General features: G+C 63.4%; 23 protein-coding genes and 1 pseudogene. 9 read left to right on the forward strand and 15 right to left on the reverse strand.

The features are described 5' to 3' along the window. Nucleotide 1: 1 nt before the first annotated feature. The 8 genes from hprK to OUZ30_RS18600 form a co-directional block, all read right to left on the reverse strand. A complete protein-coding gene (gene hprK, locus OUZ30_RS18565; RefSeq protein WP_266183941.1) occupies nt 2–952 on the reverse strand; it encodes an HPr(Ser) kinase/phosphatase in 951 nt (316 codons plus the stop codon). 205 nt (nt 953–1,157) lie between these two features. Next, a complete protein-coding gene (hpf, locus tag OUZ30_RS18570) occupies nt 1,158–1,481 on the reverse strand; it encodes a ribosome hibernation-promoting factor, HPF/YfiA family (protein WP_266183942.1) in 324 nt (107 codons plus the stop codon). A gap of 291 nt (nt 1,482–1,772) precedes the next feature. After that, on the reverse strand, nt 1,773–3,236 hold the full coding sequence (locus tag OUZ30_RS18575; RefSeq protein WP_266183943.1) for an RNA polymerase factor sigma-54: 1,464 nt from the start codon (nt 3,234–3,236) through the stop codon (nt 1,773–1,775). Nucleotides 3,237–3,348: 112 nt separating this feature from the next. Continuing rightward, a complete protein-coding gene (gene lptB / locus OUZ30_RS18580) occupies nt 3,349–4,068 on the reverse strand; it encodes an LPS export ABC transporter ATP-binding protein (protein WP_266183944.1) in 720 nt (239 codons plus the stop codon). Nucleotides 4,069–4,071: 3 nt separating this feature from the next. Next, the gene (lptA, locus tag OUZ30_RS18585) at nt 4,072–4,572 is read right to left on the reverse strand and encodes a lipopolysaccharide transport periplasmic protein LptA (protein ID WP_266183945.1); all 501 of its coding nucleotides are present in this window, start codon (nt 4,570–4,572) and stop codon (nt 4,072–4,074) included. A gap of 13 nt (nt 4,573–4,585) precedes the next feature. Then, nucleotides 4,586–5,266 (reverse strand): LPS export ABC transporter periplasmic protein LptC, encoded by a 681-nt coding sequence (lptC, locus tag OUZ30_RS18590; protein WP_266183946.1) that lies wholly within the window; start codon nt 5,264–5,266, stop codon nt 4,586–4,588. Beyond that, nucleotides 5,263–5,802: a KdsC family phosphatase gene (locus OUZ30_RS18595; RefSeq protein WP_266183947.1), complete on the reverse strand. Its 540-nt coding sequence runs from the start codon at nt 5,800–5,802 to the stop codon at nt 5,263–5,265. The genes lptC and OUZ30_RS18595 overlap by 4 nt, the downstream gene beginning before the upstream one ends. Before the next feature lie 107 nt (nt 5,803–5,909). Further along, nucleotides 5,910–6,920 carry a KpsF/GutQ family sugar-phosphate isomerase gene (locus OUZ30_RS18600; protein ID WP_266183948.1) on the reverse strand — a complete coding sequence of 337 codons (1,011 nt, stop codon included), beginning with the start codon at nt 6,918–6,920 and terminating at the stop codon, nt 5,910–5,912. Nucleotides 6,921–7,181: 261 nt separating this feature from the next. On the opposite strand from OUZ30_RS18600, the gene OUZ30_RS18605 reads away from it, so the two are divergent. Next, nucleotides 7,182–7,421 (forward strand): BolA family protein, encoded by a 240-nt coding sequence (locus OUZ30_RS18605; RefSeq protein ID WP_266183949.1) that lies wholly within the window; start codon nt 7,182–7,184, stop codon nt 7,419–7,421. 41 nt (nt 7,422–7,462) lie between these two features. Continuing rightward, on the forward strand, nt 7,463–8,722 hold the full coding sequence (gene murA / locus OUZ30_RS18610; protein ID WP_266183950.1) for a UDP-N-acetylglucosamine 1-carboxyvinyltransferase: 1,260 nt from the start codon (nt 7,463–7,465) through the stop codon (nt 8,720–8,722). Nucleotides 8,723–8,821: 99 nt separating this feature from the next. Here the strand turns inward: murA and OUZ30_RS18615 are convergent, their stop codons facing one another. Genes OUZ30_RS18615 through purM form a run of 3 tightly spaced genes read right to left on the reverse strand, consistent with a single transcriptional unit; the run spans nt 8,822 to nt 11,293 of the window. Continuing rightward, entirely contained in the window at nt 8,822–9,535 is a 714-nt protein-coding gene (locus OUZ30_RS18615) for a DUF3108 domain-containing protein (protein ID WP_266183951.1), read from the reverse strand. Between the two features lie 55 nt (nt 9,536–9,590). After that, nucleotides 9,591–10,259 carry a phosphoribosylglycinamide formyltransferase gene (gene purN, locus OUZ30_RS18620; RefSeq protein WP_266183952.1) on the reverse strand — a complete coding sequence of 223 codons (669 nt, stop codon included), beginning with the start codon at nt 10,257–10,259 and terminating at the stop codon, nt 9,591–9,593. Between the two features lie 5 nt (nt 10,260–10,264). Further along, a complete protein-coding gene (gene purM / locus OUZ30_RS18625; RefSeq protein WP_266183953.1) occupies nt 10,265–11,293 on the reverse strand; it encodes a phosphoribosylformylglycinamidine cyclo-ligase in 1,029 nt (342 codons plus the stop codon). Nucleotides 11,294–11,470: 177 nt separating this feature from the next. On the opposite strand from purM, the gene OUZ30_RS18630 reads away from it, so the two are divergent. The 3 genes from OUZ30_RS18630 to hda all read left to right on the forward strand — a co-directional run bounded on the left by OUZ30_RS18630 (nt 11,471) and on the right by hda (nt 14,408). After that, nucleotides 11,471–12,451 carry a DUF2066 domain-containing protein gene (locus tag OUZ30_RS18630; RefSeq protein WP_266183954.1) on the forward strand — a complete coding sequence of 327 codons (981 nt, stop codon included), beginning with the start codon at nt 11,471–11,473 and terminating at the stop codon, nt 12,449–12,451. Nucleotides 12,452–12,546: 95 nt separating this feature from the next. Next, nucleotides 12,547–13,725, forward strand: coding sequence for an AI-2E family transporter (locus OUZ30_RS18635; RefSeq protein WP_425601540.1), 1,179 nt, complete (start codon nt 12,547–12,549; stop codon nt 13,723–13,725). After that, the gene (gene hda, locus OUZ30_RS18640) at nt 13,722–14,408 is read left to right on the forward strand and encodes a DnaA regulatory inactivator Hda (RefSeq protein ID WP_266183956.1); all 687 of its coding nucleotides are present in this window, start codon (nt 13,722–13,724) and stop codon (nt 14,406–14,408) included. The genes OUZ30_RS18635 and hda overlap by 4 nt, the downstream gene beginning before the upstream one ends. A gap of 91 nt (nt 14,409–14,499) precedes the next feature. On the opposite strand, the gene OUZ30_RS18645 is transcribed toward hda, so the two are convergent. Then, the gene (locus OUZ30_RS18645; protein ID WP_266183957.1) at nt 14,500–15,732 is read right to left on the reverse strand and encodes an FG-GAP repeat domain-containing protein; all 1,233 of its coding nucleotides are present in this window, start codon (nt 15,730–15,732) and stop codon (nt 14,500–14,502) included. A gap of 279 nt (nt 15,733–16,011) precedes the next feature. On the opposite strand from OUZ30_RS18645, the pseudogene OUZ30_RS18650 reads away from it, so the two are divergent. Further along, a pseudogene (locus OUZ30_RS18650) lies at nt 16,012–16,182 on the forward strand (HdaA/DnaA family protein); the annotation flags it as partial. Nucleotides 16,183–16,294: 112 nt separating this feature from the next. Here the strand turns inward: OUZ30_RS18650 and OUZ30_RS18655 are convergent. Beyond that, entirely contained in the window at nt 16,295–17,524 is a 1,230-nt protein-coding gene (locus tag OUZ30_RS18655) for an FG-GAP repeat domain-containing protein (protein WP_266183958.1), read from the reverse strand. A gap of 272 nt (nt 17,525–17,796) precedes the next feature. Further along, the gene (locus OUZ30_RS18660) at nt 17,797–18,600 is read right to left on the reverse strand and encodes an inositol monophosphatase family protein (RefSeq protein WP_266183959.1); all 804 of its coding nucleotides are present in this window, start codon (nt 18,598–18,600) and stop codon (nt 17,797–17,799) included. Between the two features lie 158 nt (nt 18,601–18,758). Between OUZ30_RS18660 and OUZ30_RS18665 the strand changes: the two genes are divergently transcribed. Further along, nucleotides 18,759–19,526 (forward strand): RNA methyltransferase, encoded by a 768-nt coding sequence (locus tag OUZ30_RS18665; protein ID WP_266183960.1) that lies wholly within the window; start codon nt 18,759–18,761, stop codon nt 19,524–19,526. A gap of 115 nt (nt 19,527–19,641) precedes the next feature. Here OUZ30_RS18665 and OUZ30_RS18670 read toward each other — a convergent pair whose 3' ends face one another. Then, nucleotides 19,642–20,964 (reverse strand): hemolysin family protein, encoded by a 1,323-nt coding sequence (locus OUZ30_RS18670; RefSeq protein ID WP_266183961.1) that lies wholly within the window; start codon nt 20,962–20,964, stop codon nt 19,642–19,644. Nucleotides 20,965–21,169: 205 nt separating this feature from the next. Here OUZ30_RS18670 and OUZ30_RS18675 point away from each other — a divergent pair, with 205 nt between their 5' ends. Beyond that, nucleotides 21,170–21,799 (forward strand): DUF47 domain-containing protein, encoded by a 630-nt coding sequence (locus OUZ30_RS18675; RefSeq protein ID WP_266183962.1) that lies wholly within the window; start codon nt 21,170–21,172, stop codon nt 21,797–21,799. Nucleotides 21,800–21,886: 87 nt separating this feature from the next. Further along, entirely contained in the window at nt 21,887–23,008 is a 1,122-nt protein-coding gene (locus OUZ30_RS18680) for an inorganic phosphate transporter (protein WP_266183963.1), read from the forward strand. The last annotated feature ends 25 nt before the right edge of the window (nt 23,009–23,033 follow it).

The raw sequence follows: 23,033 nt of genomic DNA on the forward strand, positions 1-23,033 counted from the left end.
TTCACCACGGAGGCAGCCGGCGCATCTGGTGCGCCTGGCGATCAATGAAGGTCTGGGCCGGGTCGATGCCCTTGCTTTTGAGCATATGGTTGCGCACTGCGGCTTCCACCAGCACAGCCAGGTTGCGGCCTGGTGCCACCGGGATCGTGATCATCGGCACCTTCACTTCTAGGATATCGCGGTAGCCGATGTCACCGGTGAGACGGGTGAGTCCGTCGGTATCCTCCCCTTCACGAAGTGGCTTCAAGTGCACCACCAGGCGAATGTATTTGGAGGGTTTGACCGCGGTGTGGCCAAACATTTCGCGCACGTTGAGGACACCCAGGCCGCGCACTTCCAGCAGGTCCTGCAGCAATTCGGGGCAGGTACCGTCGATCACGTCCGGTGCAATCAAGGTGAATTCGGTGGCGTCGTCGGCCACCAGGCGGTGGCCGCGACTGATGAGTTCCAGCGCCAACTCGCTCTTGCCGGAGCCTGATTCGCCGGTGATCAGGACCCCGATGGAGTACACCTCAAGAAACACGCCATGCAGCGTGATCTTAGGCGCGAGCAAGCGCGCCAGGTAGTACTGCATCCAGGTCAGCAGTTCGTGGCCGCGCTTGGAGCTGATCCAAAGTGGCGTATTGGTTTCCTCCGCCACTTCACGCAGGTCGGTGGGAATCGCCTGATCCTTCGTCACGATGATCGCGACCGGCTGGTAGGCGGAGATCTTGTTGAGCGCTTCCCAGCGCTGGCGCGCATCCAGGCCGTCGAGGAAGTTCAGCTCCTCCGTGCCGATGATCTGGATCTTGTTCGGGTAAATGACGTTGAGATAGCCGATCAGCGAGGGGCGGCGGACGGTGGTGGCACCGTGTTCCAGTACGCGCGATTCGCCACGCATGCCGGAAACCCAGCGCAGAGCCATACGCTCATGAACGCCATCGTAGAGTTGCCGTGCGGTAAGACGATCCAATCCAGGTCCTTTGCGCCGCGTGGCGGGACCTGTATGGACCCTGGCGGCTACCTGGTCATTGTGCCAGTTCGCACCGACAGACGCCTTCCCGCGTGCTTTGTGGCTGGCGCCCTTACTCCTTCTCCCCGCCGGGGAGAAGGGGCTTAGGCTAGGTTCCAAGTGGGGATACGGCCCGCCCCGGAGCGGAGCGGGCCGGGGCACCAAGTCAGCCGAATTGGCGCTCTTCGCGCACGGCGCGCTGGTGCTTGTCGCAAATCTTTTCGCGATGCTTGCGCAGCTGGGTGACCAGCTTGTCGAACAGAACATCGATGGAGACGTACATGTCGGCCTCAAGGGCTTCGGCATGCAGGCTGGCGCCCGAGACGTTGACCGTACCTTCGGCGCGTTGCTGCAGCTTGTTCACTGAAAGCACGATGCTGAGGCTGAGGATTTTGTCGTCGAGGCGGGTAAGGCGGTCGAGCCGGCTGTTCACGTGATCCCGAAGAGCCTGAGTGACTTCGATCTGCTGACCGCTGAGTTGAACTTGCATGTTGCGCCTCCTCTGGTACTTGCCGCTGGTCGCGGCTGGGGTCGATGCGCCGGTCGCGGGACCGTGGCCGACACACCTTCATTCACACCTTCAACTAACGGGGTGCTCCATAGGGGGGATTCCCGTCTCCTCGCCAAGGCAGGGCATTCACTATGCACTTCTACCGCAAAGTCCGCGTTATGCGGACCTTCACGAGTTGGACATGACAGGTTTTCCTCCGGCGGGACTCTCTCCTTTAATGGGGACGTCTTTTATCCCGGCAAGTTCCCGAGATGCTTCGTCGCAGAGTGATCAGCTTGCCCGCTGGCGCTCGCTGGAGCTGGGGATGCGCATGCCCTCGCGGTATTTGGCTACCGTGCGGCGCGCCACCTGAATGCCCTTGCGGTGCAGCTCCTCGGCGATGGCCTGATCGGAAAGCGGCTTGCGCGGATCTTCAGCGTCGACCAGCTTGCGCAGCATGGCCTGGATGGCGGTGGCCGAGGCGCTGCCGCCGTCTTCGGTGGAGACGCCGCTGGAGAAGAAGTGCTTCAGTTCGAAAGTACCGCGTGGCGTATGGATGTATTTGCGCGTGGTCACACGGGATATCGTCGACTCGTGCATGCCCACTTCCTCGGCAACTTCGCGCAGCACCAGTGGATGCATCGCTTCAGGGCCGTAATCGAGGAAGGCGCTTTGCCGACGCACGATGGCCTCGGCCACCTTGATCAGCGTTTCCGCGCGCGATTCCAGGCTCTTGATCAGCCAGCGGGCCTCTTGCAGCTGGCCACGCATCCAGCTGGCATCGGTGCCGCGCGCCTGCGCGATCAGCCCGCAATAGTGCTGGTTGAGTCCAAGTCGGGGCTGGCAGTCGGGATTGAGGCTGACGCGCCAGCGTCCGCCGTCCTTGCGTGCATAGACATCCGGTGCCACGTACTCCACCGGCGTAACGTCCAGCGCGGCGCCAGGTCGTGGATCGAGGCTGCGGATCAGCACGGCGGCCGCCGCGGTGTCGTCCTCGCTGGCGCGTAGCTTGCGCGCGAGTCGTGCGATGTCGTTGCGGGCAAGCAGCTCAAGTTCGCCTTCGACGATGCGCAGCGCCAGTTCGCGCTGTGGCAGGTCGGCATCGAATTGCTCGAGCTGGACGCGAAGGCAGTCGCGTAAATCCAGGCTGGCTACGCCGGTGGGATCGAAGCGTTGCAGCGCACGCCGCACGTTCTCCACTTCCGCCGCGCTGGCCTTCAGATCCGTCGGCAAGGCGCCGATCAGCGCCTCCATGGTTTCGGTGAGGTAGCCGTCCGAATTGAGCGCATCGATCAGCACCGTGGCAATGGTGCGCTCGCGCACGCTCATGTGCGTGAGGTTGAGCTGCCACAACAAGTGTTCCTGCAGCGTTTCCGCCGCGGCACTTTGCGGCTCGAAACCGTCGTCATCGGCATTGCCGTTGTTGCGCGTGGCGCTGCCGCTGCTGGAGAAGTCGATGGGATCTTCGCCGCCACCGTCGCTGTCGCTCCACTCCGGCGCTTCGGCGTCGTCCACGGTGTCATTGCTGGAGGTGCTGGTGCTGCTGGCCGGCAGCAGATCCACGACCTCGCGCTCGTCGCCATCGACGTCTTCCGGGTTGTCCTCGGAAAACTCGAGCAACGGGTTGCCCTCTGCGATTTGCCGCAGCTCGGCCTCCAGCTCTAGCTGCGACAGTTGCAGTAGGCGTATGGCCTGCTGCAACTGGGGCGTCAGGGTGAGCTGCTGATTGAGTCGAAACTGCAGTCCGGGTTTCATGCCAGCCGGGTCGGATGTACTTCCGGGTCATCCTAACGCCTGTGCCCAGGGTCGGCCATAGGTCAAAGGCGGAATCGTGTACTACCTCTGATTTACTGCTGTAGCTGGGCTGTTACAGGCGGAACTCGCGACCCAGGTAGACCTCGCGCACCTTCTCGTCGGCAAGAATATGTGCTGGCGTGCCGCGCGAGAGCACTTCACCATCGTTGAGGATGTAGGCGCGGTCGCAGATGCCAAGGGTTTCACGCACGTTGTGATCGGTGATGAGTACGCCGATGCCGCGCTCTTTGAGATGGCGCACGATGCGTTGGATTTCACCCACCGAAATCGGGTCGACGCCAGCGAAGGGCTCATCCAGCAGCATATAGCGGGGATGCGCGGCCAAGGCGCGGGCGATCTCCACGCGGCGACGTTCGCCACCGGAGAGGCTGATGCCCTTCTGGTCGGCGATGTGCGCGATCTTCAATTCGTCCAGCAGACTTTCCAGCTCGGCGGTACGACGCTTTTCATCCCAGCCTTCACGCAGCTCCAGCACGGCCATGATGTTGTCGGCGACGCTGAGCCGACGGAACACCGAGGCTTCCTGCGGCAGGTAACCAATGCCGAGCTTGGCGCGTGAATGCATGGGCAGGCCGGTGATGTCCTGCTTGTCGAGCTTGATGACGCCAGCATCGGCCTCGATCAAGCCGACCACCATGTAGAAACAGGTGGTCTTGCCGGCGCCATTGGGACCGAGCAGGCCGACCACTTCGCCCTCGCGAATGGAGAAGGCGAAGTCGCGTACGACCTGGCGCGCCTTGAAACTCTTTTGTAGCCCTTCAGCAGAAAGCATCGATTACTGGTTCCCGGTCGGCTGGGTCGCCGGCTTGGTCGGCGTGGTTGGAGCGGGCGCCGGTGCTGGCTTGGGGGGCGTTGCGGCGGGCGCGCCGGGCTTCACCTTGGGCAGGATCACGCCGTGCACCAGACCGTCGCCACCCGCCTGGCCGGTGATCAGCGCGGTATTGGTGTTGTAGGTGAGCTTGTCGCCATGGAACTCGCCGCGGCCCTGCTGTCGCACCACGGCGTTGCCGATGAGCACAGCAATACCGTTGACGTTGTCATAGTCGAGCGTGTCGGCGTCGCCCTGCATCAGGTTGCCGGCGTCGTCCAACTGCTCGATGTGCGCCATTTTGCCGGTGACCACGATGCGTGCGACCTGCGTATCGGCGTCCAGATGCAACTTCGCCACGTCACCGGTGACCTTCATGGTGCCCTGCGTGGCCACCACATTGCCCGTGAGGGTGGTGATGGTGTTGGGCTGGTTGAAGCCGTCCACGGTCTTGGACGCGAAATTCATCGGCTGATTACGGTCATCCTGCTTGGCTAACGCCGGCTGCAGGATGAGCAGCCCCAGCAGGCACAGCAGGCACAGCAGGCTGAGACCCAGCTTGGGTCCTGTTTTTGCGCGGCGGGAACGAGCCGTGGCTTTCATCGAGCAGCTCCAGATGATTGGTGTTGAGGTTGGCACGCATGCCAACTCCGCTAAGTTTACTGTCGCCCTGCACCATATGTGCGGGAGCCGCCGTCTCCATGCGGTTCTCCTTGGGCCAGGCCGTGACGTCCGAGGTATGCATTTCCGCCGCGGCCGTCTCGGCGAAGGCGGCGCGGTGCATGAATACCGGACCTTGCAGTTTCAGCAGGGTCCCGCTCTTGTCGACCCAGGCGTACAGCGAGTTACCCAGCCATGGAGGTACGCCCGGCTGGTTCGAGGGCATTTCGAAATTCGGCGTGTTGATGTACAGCGATTCGTCGTTCTCACGCCGTTCGAGGTGGGGCGCGACCATGCGGAAGCTGGGCAGGCCATCGACGCCGAAGGCCCACAGCTTGAAGTTGGTCAGCACGTAACCCGAGCGCGGTGGGCCGACGAAGTCGCTTTCCTTCGGGGTAGGTGCCAGCCACCAGTACAACATCTGGGCGGCGCCCGTCGCCAGGCCAATCAACACGATCGCCACCGGTATGCCCCGGTCGCGCAGGTATCTACGCAGATTCACTGCCAACGCTCCCGCTCGGCGGCCGACTTGCCTTGCGCGTGCAGGATCATGTCGCTGACTTCGCGTGCGGCACCCAGGCCTCCGTTGAGGCGGGTCCGCCAGTGCGCCTGTTCGAGAATCCACGGATGGGCATTGGCCACCGCCACGGCGAGGCCGACGATGCGCATGGGCGGCAGGTCGGGCAGGTCGTCGCCGACGAAGGCCACCTGTTCCGGCGTCAGCGACAGGGCTTCCATCAACTGCTCCAGGCAGGCGCGCTTGTCGGACTGGCCCTGGTAGACATGGGCAATGTCCAGTTCTTCGGCGCGCAGAGCGACCGGATGGCTGATGCGCGCCGAGATGATCGCCACCTGCACGTTGTTGGCCAGCAGGCGCTTGAGGCCCAGGCCATCGTGCACATGGAACACCTTGGTTTCATGCCCGTCCTCGGCGTACCACAGGCGACCGTCGGTCAGCGTGCCGTCCACATCGAAGACGACGAGACGGATCTTGGCAGCACGGTCAAGAATGTCAGCAGGTAGGTCGGCCAGGTACATAGGAGGTGTCGGCAGGAGGGCGGAAGGGCGGTACCGTCAAACGTCGGGCGTGCCCGGACGGTGGACGCGGCGATGCGGCCTAGGCCTGAAACGGCCGAACGGCCGGATCAGACCACACGGGCGCGGAGCAGGTCGTGAATGTTCAGTGCACCCACCACCTGCTGCTGGTCGTTGACCACGAGCAGGGCGTGAATTTGATGCTTTTCCATCAATTGCGCGGCTTCGATGGCCAGTTTGTCGGCGCTGATGGTCTTGGGGCCACGTGTCATCAGTGCGGCCACCGTTGATCCGCGCAGATCCACGCCATCGTCGTCCAGGGCCCGGCGCAGGTCACCGTCGGTGAACACGCCAAGGAGGTGTCGGTCGGCATCGATCACCGCCGTCATGCCCAGACGCTTACGGGTCATTTCCATCAATGCCTCGGTCAGCGAGGCGTCGGGTGACACGGCAGGAATGCCTTCGCCCGTGTGCATCACGTCGCTGATGTGCAGCAGCAAGCGGCGGCCGAGGCTGCCGGCCGGGTGCGAGCGGGCGAAATCCTCGGATGTGAAGCCGCGTGCCTCCAGCAAGGCCACGGCCAGCGCATCACCCATCACCAGGGCTGCCGTGGTACTGGCGGTGGGTGCCAGCCCCAACGGGCAGGCTTCGGCGGCGATGCTGGCATCCAGATGGACGTTGGCCTCGTCTGCCAGCGAGGAATTCGTATTGCCGGTAATCGCAATCAAGGGGATGCCCTGGCGTTTGATCACTGGCAGGATGAACAGCACTTCGTCAGTTTCGCCTGAGTTGGAGAGCGCAAGCACCACGTCCTGCGGCAGGATCATGCCCAGGTCGCCATGGCTGGCCTCACCCGGATGGACGAAGAAGGCTGGCGTGCCGGTGGAAGCCAGGGTGGCGGCAATCTTGCGGGCGACATGGCCGGACTTGCCCATGCCCGTGACCACCACGCGCCCGGCGCAAGCCATGATCAAGCGGCAGGCTTCCACGAACTCCGGTCCGATTCGCGTCTCCAGGTCGCGGATGGCTGCCGCTTCGGTGGCGATCACGGTGCGGGCGCTCTGCACGATGTTCTCGGCGTTGATCGCGTTCTGGCTGGCTGGGGCGATGTGGGCGTTCATGCATCCTCGGGGTTGGTGCCGGAATTTCGTCATCGCCAAAAAGCTTGCAGTGACGTTGAAATATTCCGTTAAATCATGGCGTTGGCGCTTGCTTGCGGTCGGTAGGCGGGCTGCGCCGGGTACGCGTGTCGTTTCTGCGACAGAGGTTTTCCATTAACATGGCATATTCGCATTTTAACGTCATAGTCGACGGCATTGGATTCACCGGCCTTTCGAATCCACGACGTTGACCAACCCTCTGCAAGTGGAACAACCAATCCCATGGACGCTGCCACCATCCAGGCAATGATCGAACAAGGCCTGCCCGGTGCGCGGGCGGCCGTGAATGGCGACGACGGCGTGCACTTCGAAGCTGAAGTGGTGGCTGAACAGTTCGCTGGCAAGTTGCCGCTCGCACGGCACCGCCTGGTTTACGCCACCCTGGGGGATCTCATGGGTGGTGCGATTCATGCGCTTGCCCTGAAAACCCTGACTCCCGAGGAGATCGCGGCGCGCCGTTGACGGCTGCGCTGTGACTCCCACGCACTTTCGCAAGGACTACGATGGCCAAGATCCTGATCAGTGGCGGCGTGCCGCTCCACGGTGAGGTAGGCATTTCCGGCGCCAAGAATGCCGTACTGCCCATCCTCGCCTCATGCCTGCTGGCCGACGAGCCGGTGGCGATCAGCAACGTGCCCCACCTGCACGATGTCACCACGTTTATCGAGCTGCTCGGCCAGATGGGCACGCAGCTGGTGCTCGACGACCGCATGAAGATGCATGTCGACCCGCGTTCCACCGATCGCTGCTTCGCGCCGTACGACCTGGTGCGCACCATGCGCGCCTCGATCCTGGTGTTGGGCCCGCTGGTCGCGCGCTTCGGCGAAGCGGAAGTCTCCCTGCCGGGCGGCTGCGCTATCGGTTCGCGTCCGGTTGATCAGCACATTCGCGGTCTGCAGGCGCTGGGCGCCGAAGTCATCGTCGAGAATGGCTACATCAAGGCCAAGGCCAAGCGCTTGAAGGGCGCCCGCATCTCGATGGACATGGTCACTGTCACCGGTACCGAGAACATCATGATGGCGGCGGTGCTGGCCCAGGGCACCACGGTGATCGAGAACGCCGCGCAGGAACCGGAAGTGGTCGATCTGGCGCACTGCCTGATCGCCATGGGCGCACAGATCGAGGGCGCAGGTACCTCCACCCTGGTTATCCACGGTGTGGAGCGCCTGCATGGCGCCGAGTACGAAGTGCTGCCCGACCGTATCGAAACCGGCACCTTCCTGGTCGGTGCGGCCATGACCGGCGGCAAGGTGCGCGCCCGCAACGCCCGCGCCGATACGCTGGACGCGGTGCTGTCGAAACTGGAAGAGGCGGGGGCGCATATCTCCACCGGCGCCGACTGGATCGAGCTGGACATGCGCGGCCGTCGTCCCAAGGCGGTCAATATCACCACCGCGCCGTACCCGGCGTTCCCGACCGACATGCAGGCGCAGTTCACCGCGCTCAATTGCGTGGCCGAGGGTGTGGGCGTGATCACCGAGACGGTGTTCGAGAACCGCTTCATGCACGCGCTGGAGCTGCAACGCCTGGGCGCCGATATCCGCCTTGAAGGCAATACCGCGATCATCAAGGGTGTCGCGAAGATGAGCGGTGCGCCGATCATGGCCACCGACCTGCGCGCCTCGGCCTGCCTGGTACTGGCTGGCCTGGTCGCCGAGGGCGACACCATAGTGGATCGCGTGTATCACATCGATCGCGGCTACGAGAACATCGAGGAAAAGCTAGGCGTGCTGGGCGCGAAGATTCGCCGCTTGCCGTCGTAAGCGCGGGTTTCCCAGGGATAAAAAAAGGCCGCGACAGCGGCCTTTTTTTTGCGGTCATCCCCGCGAAGGCGGGGATGACGATCAGAGGCGGGGCGCGATTCAATTGCCGTTCTTGTAGCTCACCAGCTGCAATTCCAGATTGCCACCATCGCTCTGCGCCAGCTTCACCGGCACCGGATATTTCTGCGGGGCATACCAGGCGCTGAAGGCCTTGTCGCTGTCGCTGCGCTCGACCCGTTCCGCTTGGAAGCTGCCGGCCGGCACCTTGATGCTGTCCTTGCCAGCCACCTTGAACTGCTGGTTCTCAACGTTGCGCTTGACTGCCACGGGCAGTGCAACGGTCTGCTGTCCGCCACGCAGCGCCATGCCGATGGCCAGCGGTGCGGTGTTGCGGTCGACCATGCCTGGCACGCTGGCGTAGGTCATCGGTCCTTTGCCTTCATCCACGCTGACCTGGTTGCTGCTCCAGTTCACTTCCATGTGGCGCTGCTTGCTCTTGATCGCGGCGTCCATGTGGTAGTCGTAGCTGACGGTTTCCGGCGCGTTGTTGTTCCAGCGAAAGCGGGTCGTCTCGGTGGAGTTGGCGCCCAGCGCGGCGGCAAGGCCCGCCGTGCCGTGAGTCTGGTTGCTGTATTCCCACAAGCCGTTGCCGACCGACTTGAGCGTCACCACGGCTTCGCCCATCACCTGTCCACCTTGCGATACCTGATAGGTCGCGGTGAACGGCGTTGGTGTGGCGGCCAGTGCGGCGGAGGTGGAGAGCGCCAGCACCAGGCCGGCGGCGATCGTGCGAATGGAGGTTGGCTTGGTCATGAGGTCCAAAGTCTACGCGCTCATCCTGAACGGGTCGTAGAGGGTCGGCCCGGACTCAGTCAACCAAATCGCCGTCGCGTAGTTGCAGCGGCGCAAGCAAGGGCTGGCCATCCCGTTCGACAATATCGGACTGCGCCAAGGCCAGACGTCCCTGCGCGATCAAACGGAGTACGGCGGGCAGCAACTGATGCTCGTGAACAAGCAGGCGTTGCGCCAGGCTGTGCTCGTCGTCGCCGGGCTGGATCGCGATGCGCGCCTGTGCGATCACCGGGCCGCCATCCAGTTCCGCGGTCACGTAGTGCACGCTGGCACCATGTTCCGCGTCTCCCGCTGCCAAGGCGCGGCGATGCGTATGCAAACCGCGGTATTTGGGCAACAGGGAAGGGTGGACATTGATCATGCGTCCGGCCCAGGGCTTGAGCGTTTCACCATCGATGATGCGCATGAAGCCGGCCAATACCAGTACTTGCGCGCCACTGGCATCGAGTCGCGCGAACAGGTCGACGTCGTAGTCGCGCCGATGGGCGTAGCGCTTGGGATCGAGCGTGAAGGTGGGAATGCCGGCCGCCTCGGCCAGCTGCAACGCGCCCGCCTTGGTCTTGTCGCTGCCGACCGCCACAAAGTCGACCGGCAGCTCGCCCGCATCGCGTGCAGCGATCAAGGCTTGCAGATTGCTGCCGCGCCCGGAGGCGAGCACGGCAACGCGAAGACGCGGCAAGGACACGAGGCTTAGCCGATGTGCACGCGCTCGTCGCCCTGGGCGGGCACGATCTCGCCGATCACCGAGCTGGCCAGACCATGCTTGGCCAGCAAGGCCGAGGCGTTATTCACGGCGTCGCGCGGCAGGATGATGGTGAAGCCCACGCCGCAGTTGAAGGTGCGCCACATTTCCTCGCGCGCCACGTTGCCTTCGCGCATCAGCCAGTCGAACACCGGCGGCAACACGATGGTGGACGCATCGAGCGCGATGCCCAGGCCATCGGGTACGACGCGGATGATGTTTTCCTTCAGGCCACCACCGGTGATGTGGGCCATGCCGTGCAACGACTGGTGCTTGAGCAGGTCCAGCAGGGGCTTCACGTAGATCGTGGTCGGCGCCATCAGCGCGTCGGCCAGCGAGACGCCGCCGAGGTCGAGCTCCAGCGGGCTGCCCGCGCGCTCGACGATCTTGCGGATCAGCGAGTAACCATTGGAATGCGGGCCGGACGAGGCCACGCCCAGGATCACGTCGCCGGCCACGATGCCCTCGCCGCTGAGCAGGGCGGACTTCTCCACCGCGCCCACGGTGAAGCCGGCCAGGTCGTATTCGCCCGGCGGGTACATGTCCGGCATTTCCGCCGTTTCGCCACCGATCAGGGCGCAGCCCGCCAGCTCGCAACCCTTGGCGATGCCGCCAACGACCGCGACCGTGGTGTCCACATCCAGCTTGCCGGTAGCGAAGTAGTCGAGGAAGAACAACGGCTCGGCGCCCTGCACCAGCACGTCGTTGACGCACATGCCGACCAGGTCGATGCCGATGGTGTCGTGGCGACCCAACTGTTGGGCGAGCTTGAGTTTGGTGCCCACGCCATCGGTGCCCGAGACCAGCACCGGCTCCTTGAAGCGACCGGACAGGTCGAACAGGCCGCCGAAGCCGCCCAGGCCGCCCATCACTTCGGGACGGAAGGTGCGCTTGACCAGCGGTTTGATGCGTTCGACCACGGCATTGCCCGCGTCGATATCGACGCCAGCGGCGCGGTAGGTAAGGGCGTCGGACATGGGGGCAACCCGGCGTGGAGAAACGTTGAATTGTAGCAGCGTAGACGTGGGCCTGCCCGCGGTTCGCCGCGAGCACGCGCAACTGAGGCCTAGTGCCGATCCGGGGCCACTTCCGATGGACGCTGCCGGTCGGATTGGGCAGACTTCCCGGTGTTCCCCTCCGGATTCCCCCGCCTCATGCGCCTGTCCCGTCTGTTGCTCGTTTGTCTGATGCTTGGACTTGCCCCGCTGCTGTCCGTGCATGCGCAAGAGCAGGTGTCACCGTACACGGTGGTGGTTTCGGTGGCCGATACCAGCGATGCGGCGCGAAACAACGCATTCAGCGATGGCCTGGCCCAGGTGCTGGCGCGGACCTCCGGAGGGCAGGACCTGAGCAGCAAGCCGGGTTATGCCGACGTGCTCAAGGGGGCCGCCGGCATCGTGAAGCAATTTCAGTATCAGCGCGCCGCGACCGGGTTGGCCTTGCAGGTGACCTTCGATCAGGCCGCGGTCCAGCGGGCCGTGGCCCAGATGGGCGTGGCCAGTGCCGGGTCCAAGCCGCCGGTGCTGCTGGTGGTGCGCGACGAGGACGGCAGCGTGCTGACCAAGGACGCGCTGACCGCACTCACCCAGGCGATCGCGGCGCGCGGCTACAGCACGGTGCTGGCGGATCCCGCCAAGACCGGCGACACGCCGAATCTCACCAGCGCCGACCCCGAGCAGGTGGCTGCGCTGGCCAGGCAGTACAAGACAGGCTTGATCCTGCTGGGCCAGGTGCACGGCAACAGCGGTGACTGGGTACTGGTGTCCGGCGGCCCGCAGCAGCGATGGAACAACGACGGCGCGAACGCGGCCGCGGTCCTCACGGACGCCGGCAACGGCCTGGCAGATCGCCTGGCCAAGCAGCTCAACGTGATTGGTTCGGCCAATATCGACGGCAAGCTGTGGATCTCCGGAATCAATTCGGCCATGGATTACGCGAATCTGCTGGCCACGCTGCGCGCCGACCCGGCCGTGCGCCAGGTGACCACGATGAGCGCGCAAAGCGACGGCATGTTGTTCGCCGTCAAGGCCAGCCTGCCGATGGATGCGTTGTCCAACAGCCTCGCTGCGGGTGGGCGATTGTTGCGCGGGGACTCGCACAGCGAGGCTGATGCCAGTTTGCGCTGGGTCCACTGAGTCAAGCGAACCGGTAGTGACGTCTTGCGGCGTCGCTCTGGCGATGCCTGCCGGCATGGGTCAAACTGCCTAACCTCATTGGATGAGCCATGTCGATGACACATGACACCTCCCGCCGCTGGCAGATGCTCGCGATCAGCGCGGCCATCGTCTATGTGTTCTGGCTGCTGGCGCCGGTGCTGATGCCGTTTGCGTTCGCGGCGATGCTGGCCTACATGGGTAATCCATTGGCCGATCGGTTGCAGCGCCTTCGCATGGGACGCACGTTGGCCGTGAGCATCGTATTCACCGGGTTGTTGCTGTTGACCGTGGGCGCGTTGCTGCTGCTGATTCCATTGATTTCGCGCCAGGTCGACAACCTGGTGCAGAACTTGCCGCGCTACGTGGACTGGGTTCGCGGCACGGCGCTGCCGTGGGTGCAGGCCACCTTGCACCTGGATCCCCGTGCTTTCGATACCGATCGCCTGATGGCCCAGCTCAAGGACCATATCGGTTCGATTGGCGGAGTGGCGTCGAGCGTGCTCGGGAAGATCTCCCGTTCGAGCGTGGGCGTGGTGATGTGGCTGACCAACCTCGTGTTGATCCCGGTGGTCGCGTTTTATCTCTTGCGCGACTGGGATCGCCTGGTGACCTGGATCGATCGCATGCTGCCCCGCTCGATCGAGCCGACCATCCGCCAGCTGGCGCGGGAAGTCGACAGCGTGCTGGGCGCCTTCGTGCGTGGACAGCTGCTGGTGATGCTGGCGCTGGGCATTTTCTATGGTGCTTCGCTAACCATCATGGGGCTGTCGGTGGGCCCGCTGATCGGCATGGTCGCCGGACTGCTCAGCTTCGTTCCGTACCTGGGTTTCATCGTCGGTTTCGGTTCGGCGCTGATTGCCGCCGTGGTGCAGTACGGCGACTGGAATCATGTGCTGATCGTGATCGGCATCTTCACCGCCGGCCAGCTGCTGGAAGGCTATGTGCTGGTGCCGCGACTGGTGGGCGAAAAAATCGGCCTGCACCCGGTGGCCGTGATCTTCGCCGTGCTCGCGGGCGGCTACCTGGCCGGCTTCCTCGGCGTCCTGCTGGCCTTGCCCGCGGCATCGGTGATCCTGGTGCTGTTGCGTTACCTGGGCGAGCGTTACCGGCAAAGTGACCTGTACATGCAAGACGGCCGTAGTGAACCGGTGCGCACCGAGGTGGATGTCACGGTCGACACGCCTGATGGCACGGTCGAGACCAGCACGGTCGTCGCTCACGTCGGCGATAAGGACGTAGTACCGCAAAGATGATTCCGCAGTTGCCGCTCGCCCTGCGTTGGCCCCGCCGCCAGCGCTTCGAACATTTCCATCCCGGTGCCAACGCCGCAACGCTTGCTGCGGTGGAGCAGCTGGCGCGCACGCCTGGCGCACCGTGGCTCTACCTTTGTGGTCCGGTCGGCAGTGGCAAAAGCCATTTGCTGATGGCTGCCTGCCAGGCGGCTGTCGAGGGTGGGCGCACCGTGCAATACCTGCCACTGGCCAGCTTGCGCGACAAGGCGGCTGCCATCCGCGGCGTGGCTGGCAGCGAGTTCCTGGCGCTGGATGATCTCGGCGCGATCGTGGGCGATCGCGACGCCGAACACGCCCTGTTCGATGTGTACAACCGCGCCAAGGCCGAAGGCGCGGCGTTGCTGTTTGCTGCCGAAGCCTTGCCTTCCCAGTTGGGCCTGGGCCTACCCGATCTGCGTTCGCGCCTGGGTGCCTGCCAGCAGGCCTTGCTCAAGCCGCTGGACGATGCCGAGCGCCGCGACGTGCTGCGGCAACAGGCGGCCTCCCGCGGCATCGAGCTCGACGACACGGTGCTGGACTGGCTGTTCTCCCGCTATGCGCGCGACCTAGGCGCCCTGCTTGATCTACTCGATCGGCTTGACCAGGCGTCGCTTGCCGCAAAGCGGCGCATCACCGTGCCGTTTCTGCGTGAATTGCTGAAGTAAGTCGTTCGTGGAACGCCGTTGTCAGGTGTGACGACGGCGTATTCCACTGGCATAAAAAAACGGGGCCATGGGCCCCGTTTTTTTTTCGTCGTCAGTTCTGCTTGCCTGGACGCACAATGTGCCAGCCAGTCGGAAAGCCAGCCACCTTGTAGAAGTTGTACGGGGCCGCGCCAGGGTAAGAACCCGTCAAGGTGTAGTTCGCGACGACGAGTCCGCCGTCAGTGCTTGCCCACAGCAGGTCCTGCGACGCGGGGCTGCTGTAGTGTCCGGCGGCCACGATCGAATATTGGCCGGGTCCGGGGATGGATATACCCGCCGTATTCGGATAACACTGATTCTGGATGTCCTGGCACGTCTCGGGAACGCCCGCCTGGTTGAGTATCAACAGGGGCGAATACATCACCTGGGTCTGCACTCCGATGATGGAGGCACCTCCTGTGTAGCCAAGGAACACCGAATTGAGTGTGTCGGACTGAGGAAGCCAGCGATAGAGGGACGTGGAGGTGTAGTTAGGGTTGCTGACATTGATCCAGTAGATGGCTGGCGTAGTCTTGTTCGGCGAATCGAATGCGGTATCGATGAACGCGACCTGGAAACCACAGGTTGTGCTGATGATCTTGGTGCTCTTGATCGTATTCCCGTTCATCAGCCAATAGCCGAATTCACAGGCGTCATCGTTTCCCCAGATCAGGTCGTCAATGCCATCACCGTCGATATCCGCGGCACCGACCAGTTTCCAGCCCGCGGGATAAGTGCCGACATATTGCGAACTGAAACCCGTGCCTGTGCTGGTCCATAGATACAGGTCGCGGTTGTTGCTGGTCCAGATCAGGTCGGCCTTGAAATCGCCATTGAAGTCGCCGCTGGCGGCAATCCAATACCCTGGAGTCACTGAGACGGTGCCGCCGACCGTTCGGGGAAGGTATTGGGTGCCGCTTTGCGAGTACGGCGAACCCAGTAGCCACCAACCAAACTGGTGGGTCTGATCGTTCATCCACAGAAGTTCGGAAATGCAATCGCCATTGAGATCGTAGGGAATCGGGTGGTTGTACGTGACACCCTTGCACACGATCTGGGTCGTTTGCGCCGCTACGGTGGCGGCGCGCGGGGCCGCCAACGTCGCTGCTGCCGACTTCACGCACTCGCCTGCCAGGCACAGTGCCGACTCGGGTGCCGGAAAATTCCGCTGAATGGTCGTCGCGGTATCGTTGTGGCCGCCCATCTCGACGTGTTGGTCGGGCGGATTGGTAAATGCATGGGCAACGGGCGCGAAGACCCCGGATGCGACGGCCAACACGATGAAGGCACGTAGTGCTTTGGACATGACGTTCTTTCCCCCCTCAGAAAAAGAGCAGTCAGCGACGCGCGCTGAATGGATGACTGGATTTCCCCTGTGTTGCCGGCCGTCGCGCTGGACATCCCATGTGCGGATGGGGCGTGCGAACTGGTCAGGTGCCGGATAGCCATAAAGGCGCCCAAGGACGCCTTTATTACGTTCAATGTACGCATAAGTAATTGCCTAGGCAATTCACGAGTCGCTAGTTATGGCGGTGTCGCAAAAACATGCGCATCAAAGTCGCCATAGTGCTGTTTTAGCAACATCATCGAGTTTGACGACACGGTGCTGGACTGGCTGTTCAATCGCTATGCGCGAGACCTGGGGGCGCTGCTCGATCTGCTCGACCGCCTCGACCAGGCCTCGCTCGCCGCGCAGCGGTGCATCACCGTGCCGTTCCTGCGTGGTTTCCTGCGCGAAATCGAGCCAGGCGCCTAGGCGCTCCTACATAAGGCAAGCCTAAAGAGATGACGGGACCAACAAAAAAGGCGCCCGGGTGGGCGCCTTTGATACATCCGTTGATCTTCCTCAGGCCATCAGTAGCGCCAGGTCAGTTCTGCGCGCCGGGCCTCACGATGTGCCAGCCCGCGGGGTAGCTGCCCACGGTGTAGAACTGCGAGTAGGTGGTGGTCAGTGCGCTCGGGTTGTATATCTGCGACGAAATGATCAAGTCATTGCTGGCGCTGGTCCACAGGAGATCTTCCGTGGCCACATGGCCAGAATAGTGTCCCGCAGCTACGACGGAGTGTCCGGTCGGGGACGGGGCACTGAAAAAGTTAGTGCACGCGGATGGCCCGTCCGAGCAGATCGAGAGGGCGCCGCTCGAATTGCTGAAGACCAGCGCTGACGCACCGTAGCGCGTTGTGCCTCCAACGTAGGTCAGATCCTGCGGCTGAAAGCCAATAAACGCGGAATTCAACGTCTGCTGTTGGGGCAGCCAGCGATAGACGCCGTTGGCCGGGAAATTGGGGTTGCTGACGTTGACCCAGTAGATGGCGGGCGTCGTTCCCGTGTTGGAGTCGAACGCGGTCTCGATGAAATGGATCTGGAAGCCGCAGGTGACCGACATCGCCTTGCTCGACTTCACCGTGTTGCCATTCATCAACCAATAGCCGTATTCACAGGCCTCGTCGTTTTCCCAGATCAGGTCGTCAATGCCGTCACCGTCGATATCCGCGGCACCGACCAGTTTCCAGCCCGCGGGATACGTGCCGATATATTGGGAACTGAAACCCGTGCCGGTGCTGGTCCATAGATACAGGTCGCGGTTGTTGCTGGTCCAGACCAGGTCGGCCTTGAAGTCACCGTTGAAGTCGCCGCTGGCGGCAATCCAGTACCCGGGGGTCACTGACAAGGTTCCGCCAACGGTTCGGGAAAGGTATTGGGTGCCGCTCTGCGTGTACGGAGGGCCCATCAGCCACCAACCAAATTGGTGGGTCTGGTCGTTCATCCACAAGATATCGGAAACGCAATCGCCATTGAGATCGTAGGGAATCGGGTGGTTGTAGGTGACACCCTGGCACACGATCTGGGTCGTTTGCGCCGCTACGGTGGCTGCGCGCGGGGCCGCCAACGTCGCTGCTGCCGACTTCACGCACTCGCCTGCCAGGCACAATGCCGACTCGGGTGCCGGAAAATTCCGCTGAATGGTCGTCGCGGTATCGTTGTGGCCGCCCATCTCGACGTGTTGGTCGGGCGGATTGGTAAATGCATGGGCAACGGGCGCGAAGACCCCGGATGCGACGGCCAACACGATGAAGGCACGTAGTGCTTTGGACATGACGTTCTTCTCCCCCTCAGAAAAAGAGCAGTCAGCGACGAGCGCTGAATGGATGTCTGGATTTCCCCGTGTGCTGCTGGGCGCTGCGCATCGCATGCGCTGGTCACGCGCGCGAGTTGGTCAGGTGCCGGATAGCAGTAAAGGCGCCCAAGGACGCCTTTATTACGTTCAATGTACGCGTAAGTAATTGCCTAGGCAATGCACGAATCGCTAGCTATGGCGTGATCGCAAAAGCATGCGAATCAAGTCGCCATGGTGCTGTTTTAGCCAGCTCAGGCCTTCAGCAGCGTCGGTGTGGCGTTCGCGCTGAAAGCATCGACCATGGCCTGTGCCACATGCAGGTTGCCGGCGACGATATTGCCGCTCGCCGGGATGCCGTCGCGGCCGGCGAAATCGCAATAACGACCGCCTGCTTCGCGCACCAGCAGCACACCGGCGGCCATGTCCCAGGGCTTGAGGCCGATCTCGAAAAAGCCGTCGTAGCGGCCTGCAGCCGTATAGGCCAGGTCCAATGCTGCCGAGCCGGAGCGGCGAATATCCTCGGCCTGGCCGAGGATGGCGCGCGTCATGTCCAGCTGCGGTTGCAGATGGGCGCGCTGACGATAAGGGAAGCCGGTCGCGATCATCGCCCCGCCCAGGTTCTCGCGCTTGCTGACGCGCATGCGGCGGTCGTTGAGATAGGCGCCATCGCCCTTGCTGGCGGTGAACAGTTCATCCCGCAGCGGGTCGAACACCACGGCATAGACCGGTTCGCCCTTGTCGAGCAGCGCAATCGAAACGCTGAAATGCGGGATGCCGCGCAAGTAATTGTGAGTGCCGTCGAGCGGGTCGATCACCCATACCAGCGGGCCCTTGCCCGTCGCGCCACTTTCCTCGGCGAGGAAGGCGTGCGTGGGGTAGGCGCGCTTGAGTTCCTTGACGATCTCGGCCTCGGCCAGGCGATCGACTTCCGAGGCGAAATCCATGCGCTGCTTCTCGACGATATTGAGGCCGTCGATACGGTTCATATAACGCAGGATGATGTTTCCTGCGGAGCGCGCGGCGCGCACCGCGACGTTAACGGCGGGTCTGGGCATGGCTTCGACTTTGCAAAAGAACGGGGTTTTCGGCCGCGGAGTTTAGCAGAGAAGGCGGGCGCGGGCGGGCGGCCCGGGGCGGGCCCGCTGGGGGGTGTTTGACAGATCGGCCCACAATTTCCAAGCTTTGCCCCCGTTTTGCTGCGATTTTCCCCTTCATGACCACCCATAACGACCTTGCCGCACGCATCCGCTACGTACTGGTGCGCACCTCGCACCCGGGCAACATTGGGAGCTCGGCGCGGGCTATGCGCACCATGGGGTTTGGGCGTATGGACCTGGTGTTGCCGTCCCGTTTCCCCGATCGGGAGGCCTCGGCGCTGGCGGCTGGCGCCGATGACGTGCTGGAAGGCGCTGGCATCCATGAGGGTCTGGTCGATGCCTTGGCAGGCACCAGCCTCGCCTTGGGCCTGTCGGCCCGGCGCCGCGGCGTCGACCTGGAGGAAATCTCGCCCCGCGAGGCCGCCAGCCGCGCGCTGGCCGCTGCTGCGCGCGGCGAGCAGGTGGCCCTGGTCTTCGGCAACGAGCGTACCGGCCTGGAAAACGAAGAGCTGGCCCGTTGCCACGCCATGGTGCGCATCCCTAGCGTGGATGATTTCAGCTCGCTCAACCTCTCTCAGGCCGTGCAGGTGATGGCCTATGAACTGCGCGTGGCCTCGCTGGGCGAGGTGGCGGCGCCGGTTCGCGCGGATGCCGAGCTGCCGGCCGATGCGGCCCAGATGGAGCGTTTCTACGAGCACCTCGGCCAGATGCTGGACGACATCGACTTCCATAAGGGCCGCGCGCCGACCACGATCATGCTGCGTCTGCGCAAGCTGTTCCAGCGTGCGCAGATGGACGAACGCGAACTGCGCGTGATGCACGGCATCTTTGCCGATGCGCAACGCATGGCGCAGATCGCGAACGACAAGATCAAAGGCGCCTAAGAAGTCGTCATCCCAGCGGCTCCCAACATCCGCTGGGATGACGAAATAAGATAGTGGGGTCGCAAGGACTTATTCGTTGCGGAGTCTTTGAAAAGACGTTGGTCCCCAGATAGCGTCAAAACCCATCCTCGTCCACATCCACGCGCGGTACCGGCGTGATAAGCAGCTTGTCGATGCGGGCGCCGTCCAGGTCCACCACTTCCACGCGGAAGCCGCGCCACTCGAACACTTCGCCGGTTTGCGGGATATGTCCGAGCGCGGCCATCACCATGCCAGCTGCGGTGCGGTACTCGTGCTCTTCTTCGCCAGGCAGCGAATCCACGTGCAGCAGCTCGCGCAGATCGTCGGTTGACAGAGAGCCATCGACCAGCCAGCTGCCGTCCTCGCGTTGGACGATGAGTTGGGTTTCCTCTGGGCCGCTGCTGCCGAGCTGGGTCGCACCCACGATGGCCGCGAGCAGATCGTTGAGCGTGACCAGGCCAACGATGTCGCCGTATTCGTCCACCACCAGGGCCAACTGCGTTTCCGCGTCGCGGAACTCTTCCAGCAGGTCGAGTGCCCGCGCTGTCGCGGGCACGTAAAGCGGCTTGGACAGCTGGCCAAACAGGTCAGGCTTGCCTTCGGCAAAGCCGCGCAGGAGTCGCTTCACCTCGACCACACCCAGGATGTCGCTCTCGTCACCGCGATAGACCGGATAACGGGAGTAGGGCGTGCTGCGCAGGATCTCGGCGTTTTCCTCGTAACTGGCGGCCTGGTTCAGCCAGACGATGCGCGTGCGCGGCGTCATCACGCTGTCCACGCTGCGGTCGCCCAGGCGGAGCACGCGATTGACCATGTTGTGTTCGTCGCGATCGAGCACGCCGTGCTCGGCGCTTTCGGCCACCAGCAGACGGATTTCTTCTTCGGAGGCCACGTCGCTGCCACGCCTGCGCACGTTCATCAGTCGCAGTAGCGCCCCGCTGGAGAAATTGAGCAGCCATACGAACGGCGTGGCCACGCGCGACAGCACCAGCATCGGCATGGCCACGTAGCCGGAGATCACCTCGGGTGAGGACAGCGCCAGCCGCTTGGGCACCAGCTCGCCGATGACGATCTGGATGTAGGAGATCATGGTGAATCCGAGCACGAACCCGATCACCCTGGCGTAGGGCTCCATCCAGGCCGCCCGGCCGCCATGGATCATATTGGCGATATGGTCACCCAGCACATCGCCGGCGATGGAGCCGGTGATCAGGATCACCAGGGTCATGCCCACCTGCACGGTTGACAGGAAACGCTCGGGCGCCTCCGCATGCCGCAGGGCCAGCCGGGCGCGCCGGCTGGTTCGCGCCATGTGCTTGAGGCGGGTCTTGCGCGAGGCGACGAGGGCCATTTCGGAGAGCGCAAAGAAGCCGTTGAACAGCGAAAGGACGAGGACGAGCGCGATTTCGGTCAGCATGACGGCAGACGGTCGCGGAAAAGGTCGCGGATGGGCATGAGACGCAGTGTAAGGCCTCGACGGGTCTTCTTCGCCGCCAGTGAAGGGCTCCGGGTGTCTGGCACAGGCCCAAGAGGCGCTGCCTGGCAGGCGTGATGCGGTGCACTAGGGGCGTCCTGTAACATACCCGTCATTTACGCCGTCCCCGCACCCAGGCAATAACCGCATGTTTTCATTGCAAACGATTTTCGGCAAAGGCGATAAGTTCTATGGCCTGCTCGAGCAGAGTGCCGACGCAGCGCGCGAAAGCGCCAAGGCCTTGCACGAACTGGTCACGCGCAAAGACCATGCGCCCGTGATGGCCGCCTTCGCTTCGGCTCGCCAGCGCGAGAAGGCGCTCGCCGGGCAGATCAGCGAAGAGCTGGTGAACACGTTTGTCACCGCGCTCGACCGCGAGGACATCGAGGCGCTGAATTCGGCGCTTTACAAGATCCCCAAGACCATCGAGAAGTTCGCCGAGCGCTATGAGATCGTTGCCGCGCGCCTGGTGGATGTCGATTTCGCCGCGCGTGCGCACGTGCTTCAGCGCGCCACCGAGGTCGTCTCGGAGATGATTGGCGAGCTTCGCCGCGGCTTGCGCATCGACCCGGTCAAGAAGCTGCAAGACCGCCTGCAGACGCTGGAATCGGAAGGCGACCGCATGCTGCTCTCGCCGTACCGGACGCTTTACATGGAAGGCAACGACGCCATGCGCGCGATGCTGGCCAAGGATCTGTTCGAGCTGCTCGAGAAGGCGATCGACAAGTGCCGCGACGTCGGCAACACCGTCTACTCGATTGTGCTGAAGAACTCCTGAGGCCCGCCCGATGACCTCGCCCTACCTGAGCTGCCCGGTCACCTATCGGGCCTGCGTCCTCGCGCGTGCCTTGCGCGGGGTGTGCGCATGAGTATCGGCCTTGCTCTTGCCGTCGTACTCATCGCGCTGGCTTTCACCTATATCAACGGTTTTCACGATACGGCCAACTCGATTGCCACGGTGGTGGCGACCAAGGTGCTGACGCCGGGACAGGCGGTGCTGATGGCGGCGGTCACCAATCTCATCGGTGCACTGTGGGGCACCGCGGTGGCCAAGACCATCGCCGCCGGCCTGATCGACACGCATGTCATTGCGGCAGGACCTCAGTTGCTGATCTGCGCCTTGTTGGCGGCGACGGTGTGGAACCTCATCACTTGGTGGATGGGGTTGCCGTCCAGTTCCAGCCATGCTCTGGTCGGTGCGCTGGTGGGGGCGGCGATTGCCTCGTCCGGCAACAACTTCGCATCGGTGATCTGGGCGCAGGGTGGCGCGCACTGGTGGGAAGGCAAGGGCGTGTTGCCGAAGGTGATCATGCCGATGGTGGTGTCGCCCTTGATGGGCTTTGTCATCGGCTTCCTGCTGATGGGTTCGCTTTATGCGCTGCTGAGCTGGCTCTCCAGCCGGACAGGCTTTCTGCGAAAGTTTGGCCGCACCCCGTTCGTCAACAGTTTCTTCGGCAAGGCGCAGATTTTCTCGGCCAGCGCGATGGGCCTGGCGCACGGCATGAACGATGCGCAGAAGAGCATGGGCATCATCGCCCTGGCCCTGGCTGGCGCGACGGCCGCCGGACAATTCGACGGGCTGCCGGCATGGCTGCATTTCCTGCGCATCCAGGGTTCGTCGGATGGCGGCTTCAACGTGCCGGCCTGGGTGGCCGTGGTATGTGCCTTGACCATGGCAGCGGGTACCGCAGGCGGCGGCTGGCGCATCATCAAGACGCTGGGTCACAAGATGGTGAAGCTGCACCCCATCAACGGCTTTGCCGCGGAAGGTAGCTCAGCGGCGGTGATCCTTACCGCCTCGGCCTTCGGCATTCCGGTGTCGACGACGCATAACGTGTCCGCCTCGATCATGGGCGTGGGCGCCGCCAAGCGCTGGAATGCCATTCGCTGGTCGGTGGTGGAACGCATGGTATGGGCGTGGATTCTCACGCTGCCGGTCACCGCGTTGCTTGCTTACGGCATGGTGCGTCTCGCTGCGCTGCTCTGAGCGGCCGATCAATCAGGCCCGTTCA

The organism is Dyella humicola, assembly GCF_026283945.1.
Lineage (GTDB): Bacteria > Pseudomonadota > Gammaproteobacteria > Xanthomonadales > Rhodanobacteraceae > Dyella > Dyella humicola.

Coding starts and splice junctions, on each gene's coding strand:
- hpf (WP_266183942.1), bottom strand. CDS start 1,481: ATGCAAGTTCAACTCAGCGGTCAGCAGATCGAAGTCACTCAGGCTCTT.
- OUZ30_RS18575 (WP_266183943.1), bottom strand. CDS start 3,236: ATGAAACCCGGACTGCAGTTTCGACTCAATCAGCAGCTCACCCTGACG.
- lptB (WP_266183944.1), bottom strand. CDS start 4,068: ATGCTTTCTGCTGAAGGGCTACAAAAGAGTTTCAAGGCGCGCCAGGTC.
- lptA (WP_266183945.1), bottom strand. CDS start 4,572: ATGAATTTCGCGTCCAAGACCGTGGACGGCTTCAACCAGCCCAACACC.
- OUZ30_RS18595 (WP_266183947.1), bottom strand. CDS start 5,802: ATGTACCTGGCCGACCTACCTGCTGACATTCTTGACCGTGCTGCCAAG.
- OUZ30_RS18600 (WP_266183948.1), bottom strand. CDS start 6,920: ATGAACGCCCACATCGCCCCAGCCAGCCAGAACGCGATCAACGCCGAG.
- OUZ30_RS18605 (WP_266183949.1), top strand. CDS start 7,182: ATGGACGCTGCCACCATCCAGGCAATGATCGAACAAGGCCTGCCCGGT.
- murA (WP_266183950.1), top strand. CDS start 7,463: ATGGCCAAGATCCTGATCAGTGGCGGCGTGCCGCTCCACGGTGAGGTA.
- OUZ30_RS18615 (WP_266183951.1), bottom strand. CDS start 9,535: ATGACCAAGCCAACCTCCATTCGCACGATCGCCGCCGGCCTGGTGCTG.
- purM (WP_266183953.1), bottom strand. CDS start 11,293: ATGTCCGACGCCCTTACCTACCGCGCCGCTGGCGTCGATATCGACGCG.
- OUZ30_RS18630 (WP_266183954.1), top strand. CDS start 11,471: ATGCGCCTGTCCCGTCTGTTGCTCGTTTGTCTGATGCTTGGACTTGCC.
- OUZ30_RS18635 (WP_425601540.1), top strand. CDS start 12,547: ATGACACATGACACCTCCCGCCGCTGGCAGATGCTCGCGATCAGCGCG.
- hda (WP_266183956.1), top strand. CDS start 13,722: ATGATTCCGCAGTTGCCGCTCGCCCTGCGTTGGCCCCGCCGCCAGCGC.
- OUZ30_RS18645 (WP_266183957.1), bottom strand. CDS start 15,732: ATGTCCAAAGCACTACGTGCCTTCATCGTGTTGGCCGTCGCATCCGGG.
- OUZ30_RS18655 (WP_266183958.1), bottom strand. CDS start 17,524: ATGTCCAAAGCACTACGTGCCTTCATCGTGTTGGCCGTCGCATCCGGG.
- OUZ30_RS18660 (WP_266183959.1), bottom strand. CDS start 18,600: ATGCCCAGACCCGCCGTTAACGTCGCGGTGCGCGCCGCGCGCTCCGCA.
- OUZ30_RS18665 (WP_266183960.1), top strand. CDS start 18,759: ATGACCACCCATAACGACCTTGCCGCACGCATCCGCTACGTACTGGTG.
- OUZ30_RS18670 (WP_266183961.1), bottom strand. CDS start 20,964: ATGCTGACCGAAATCGCGCTCGTCCTCGTCCTTTCGCTGTTCAACGGC.
- OUZ30_RS18675 (WP_266183962.1), top strand. CDS start 21,170: ATGTTTTCATTGCAAACGATTTTCGGCAAAGGCGATAAGTTCTATGGC.
- OUZ30_RS18680 (WP_266183963.1), top strand. CDS start 21,887: ATGAGTATCGGCCTTGCTCTTGCCGTCGTACTCATCGCGCTGGCTTTC.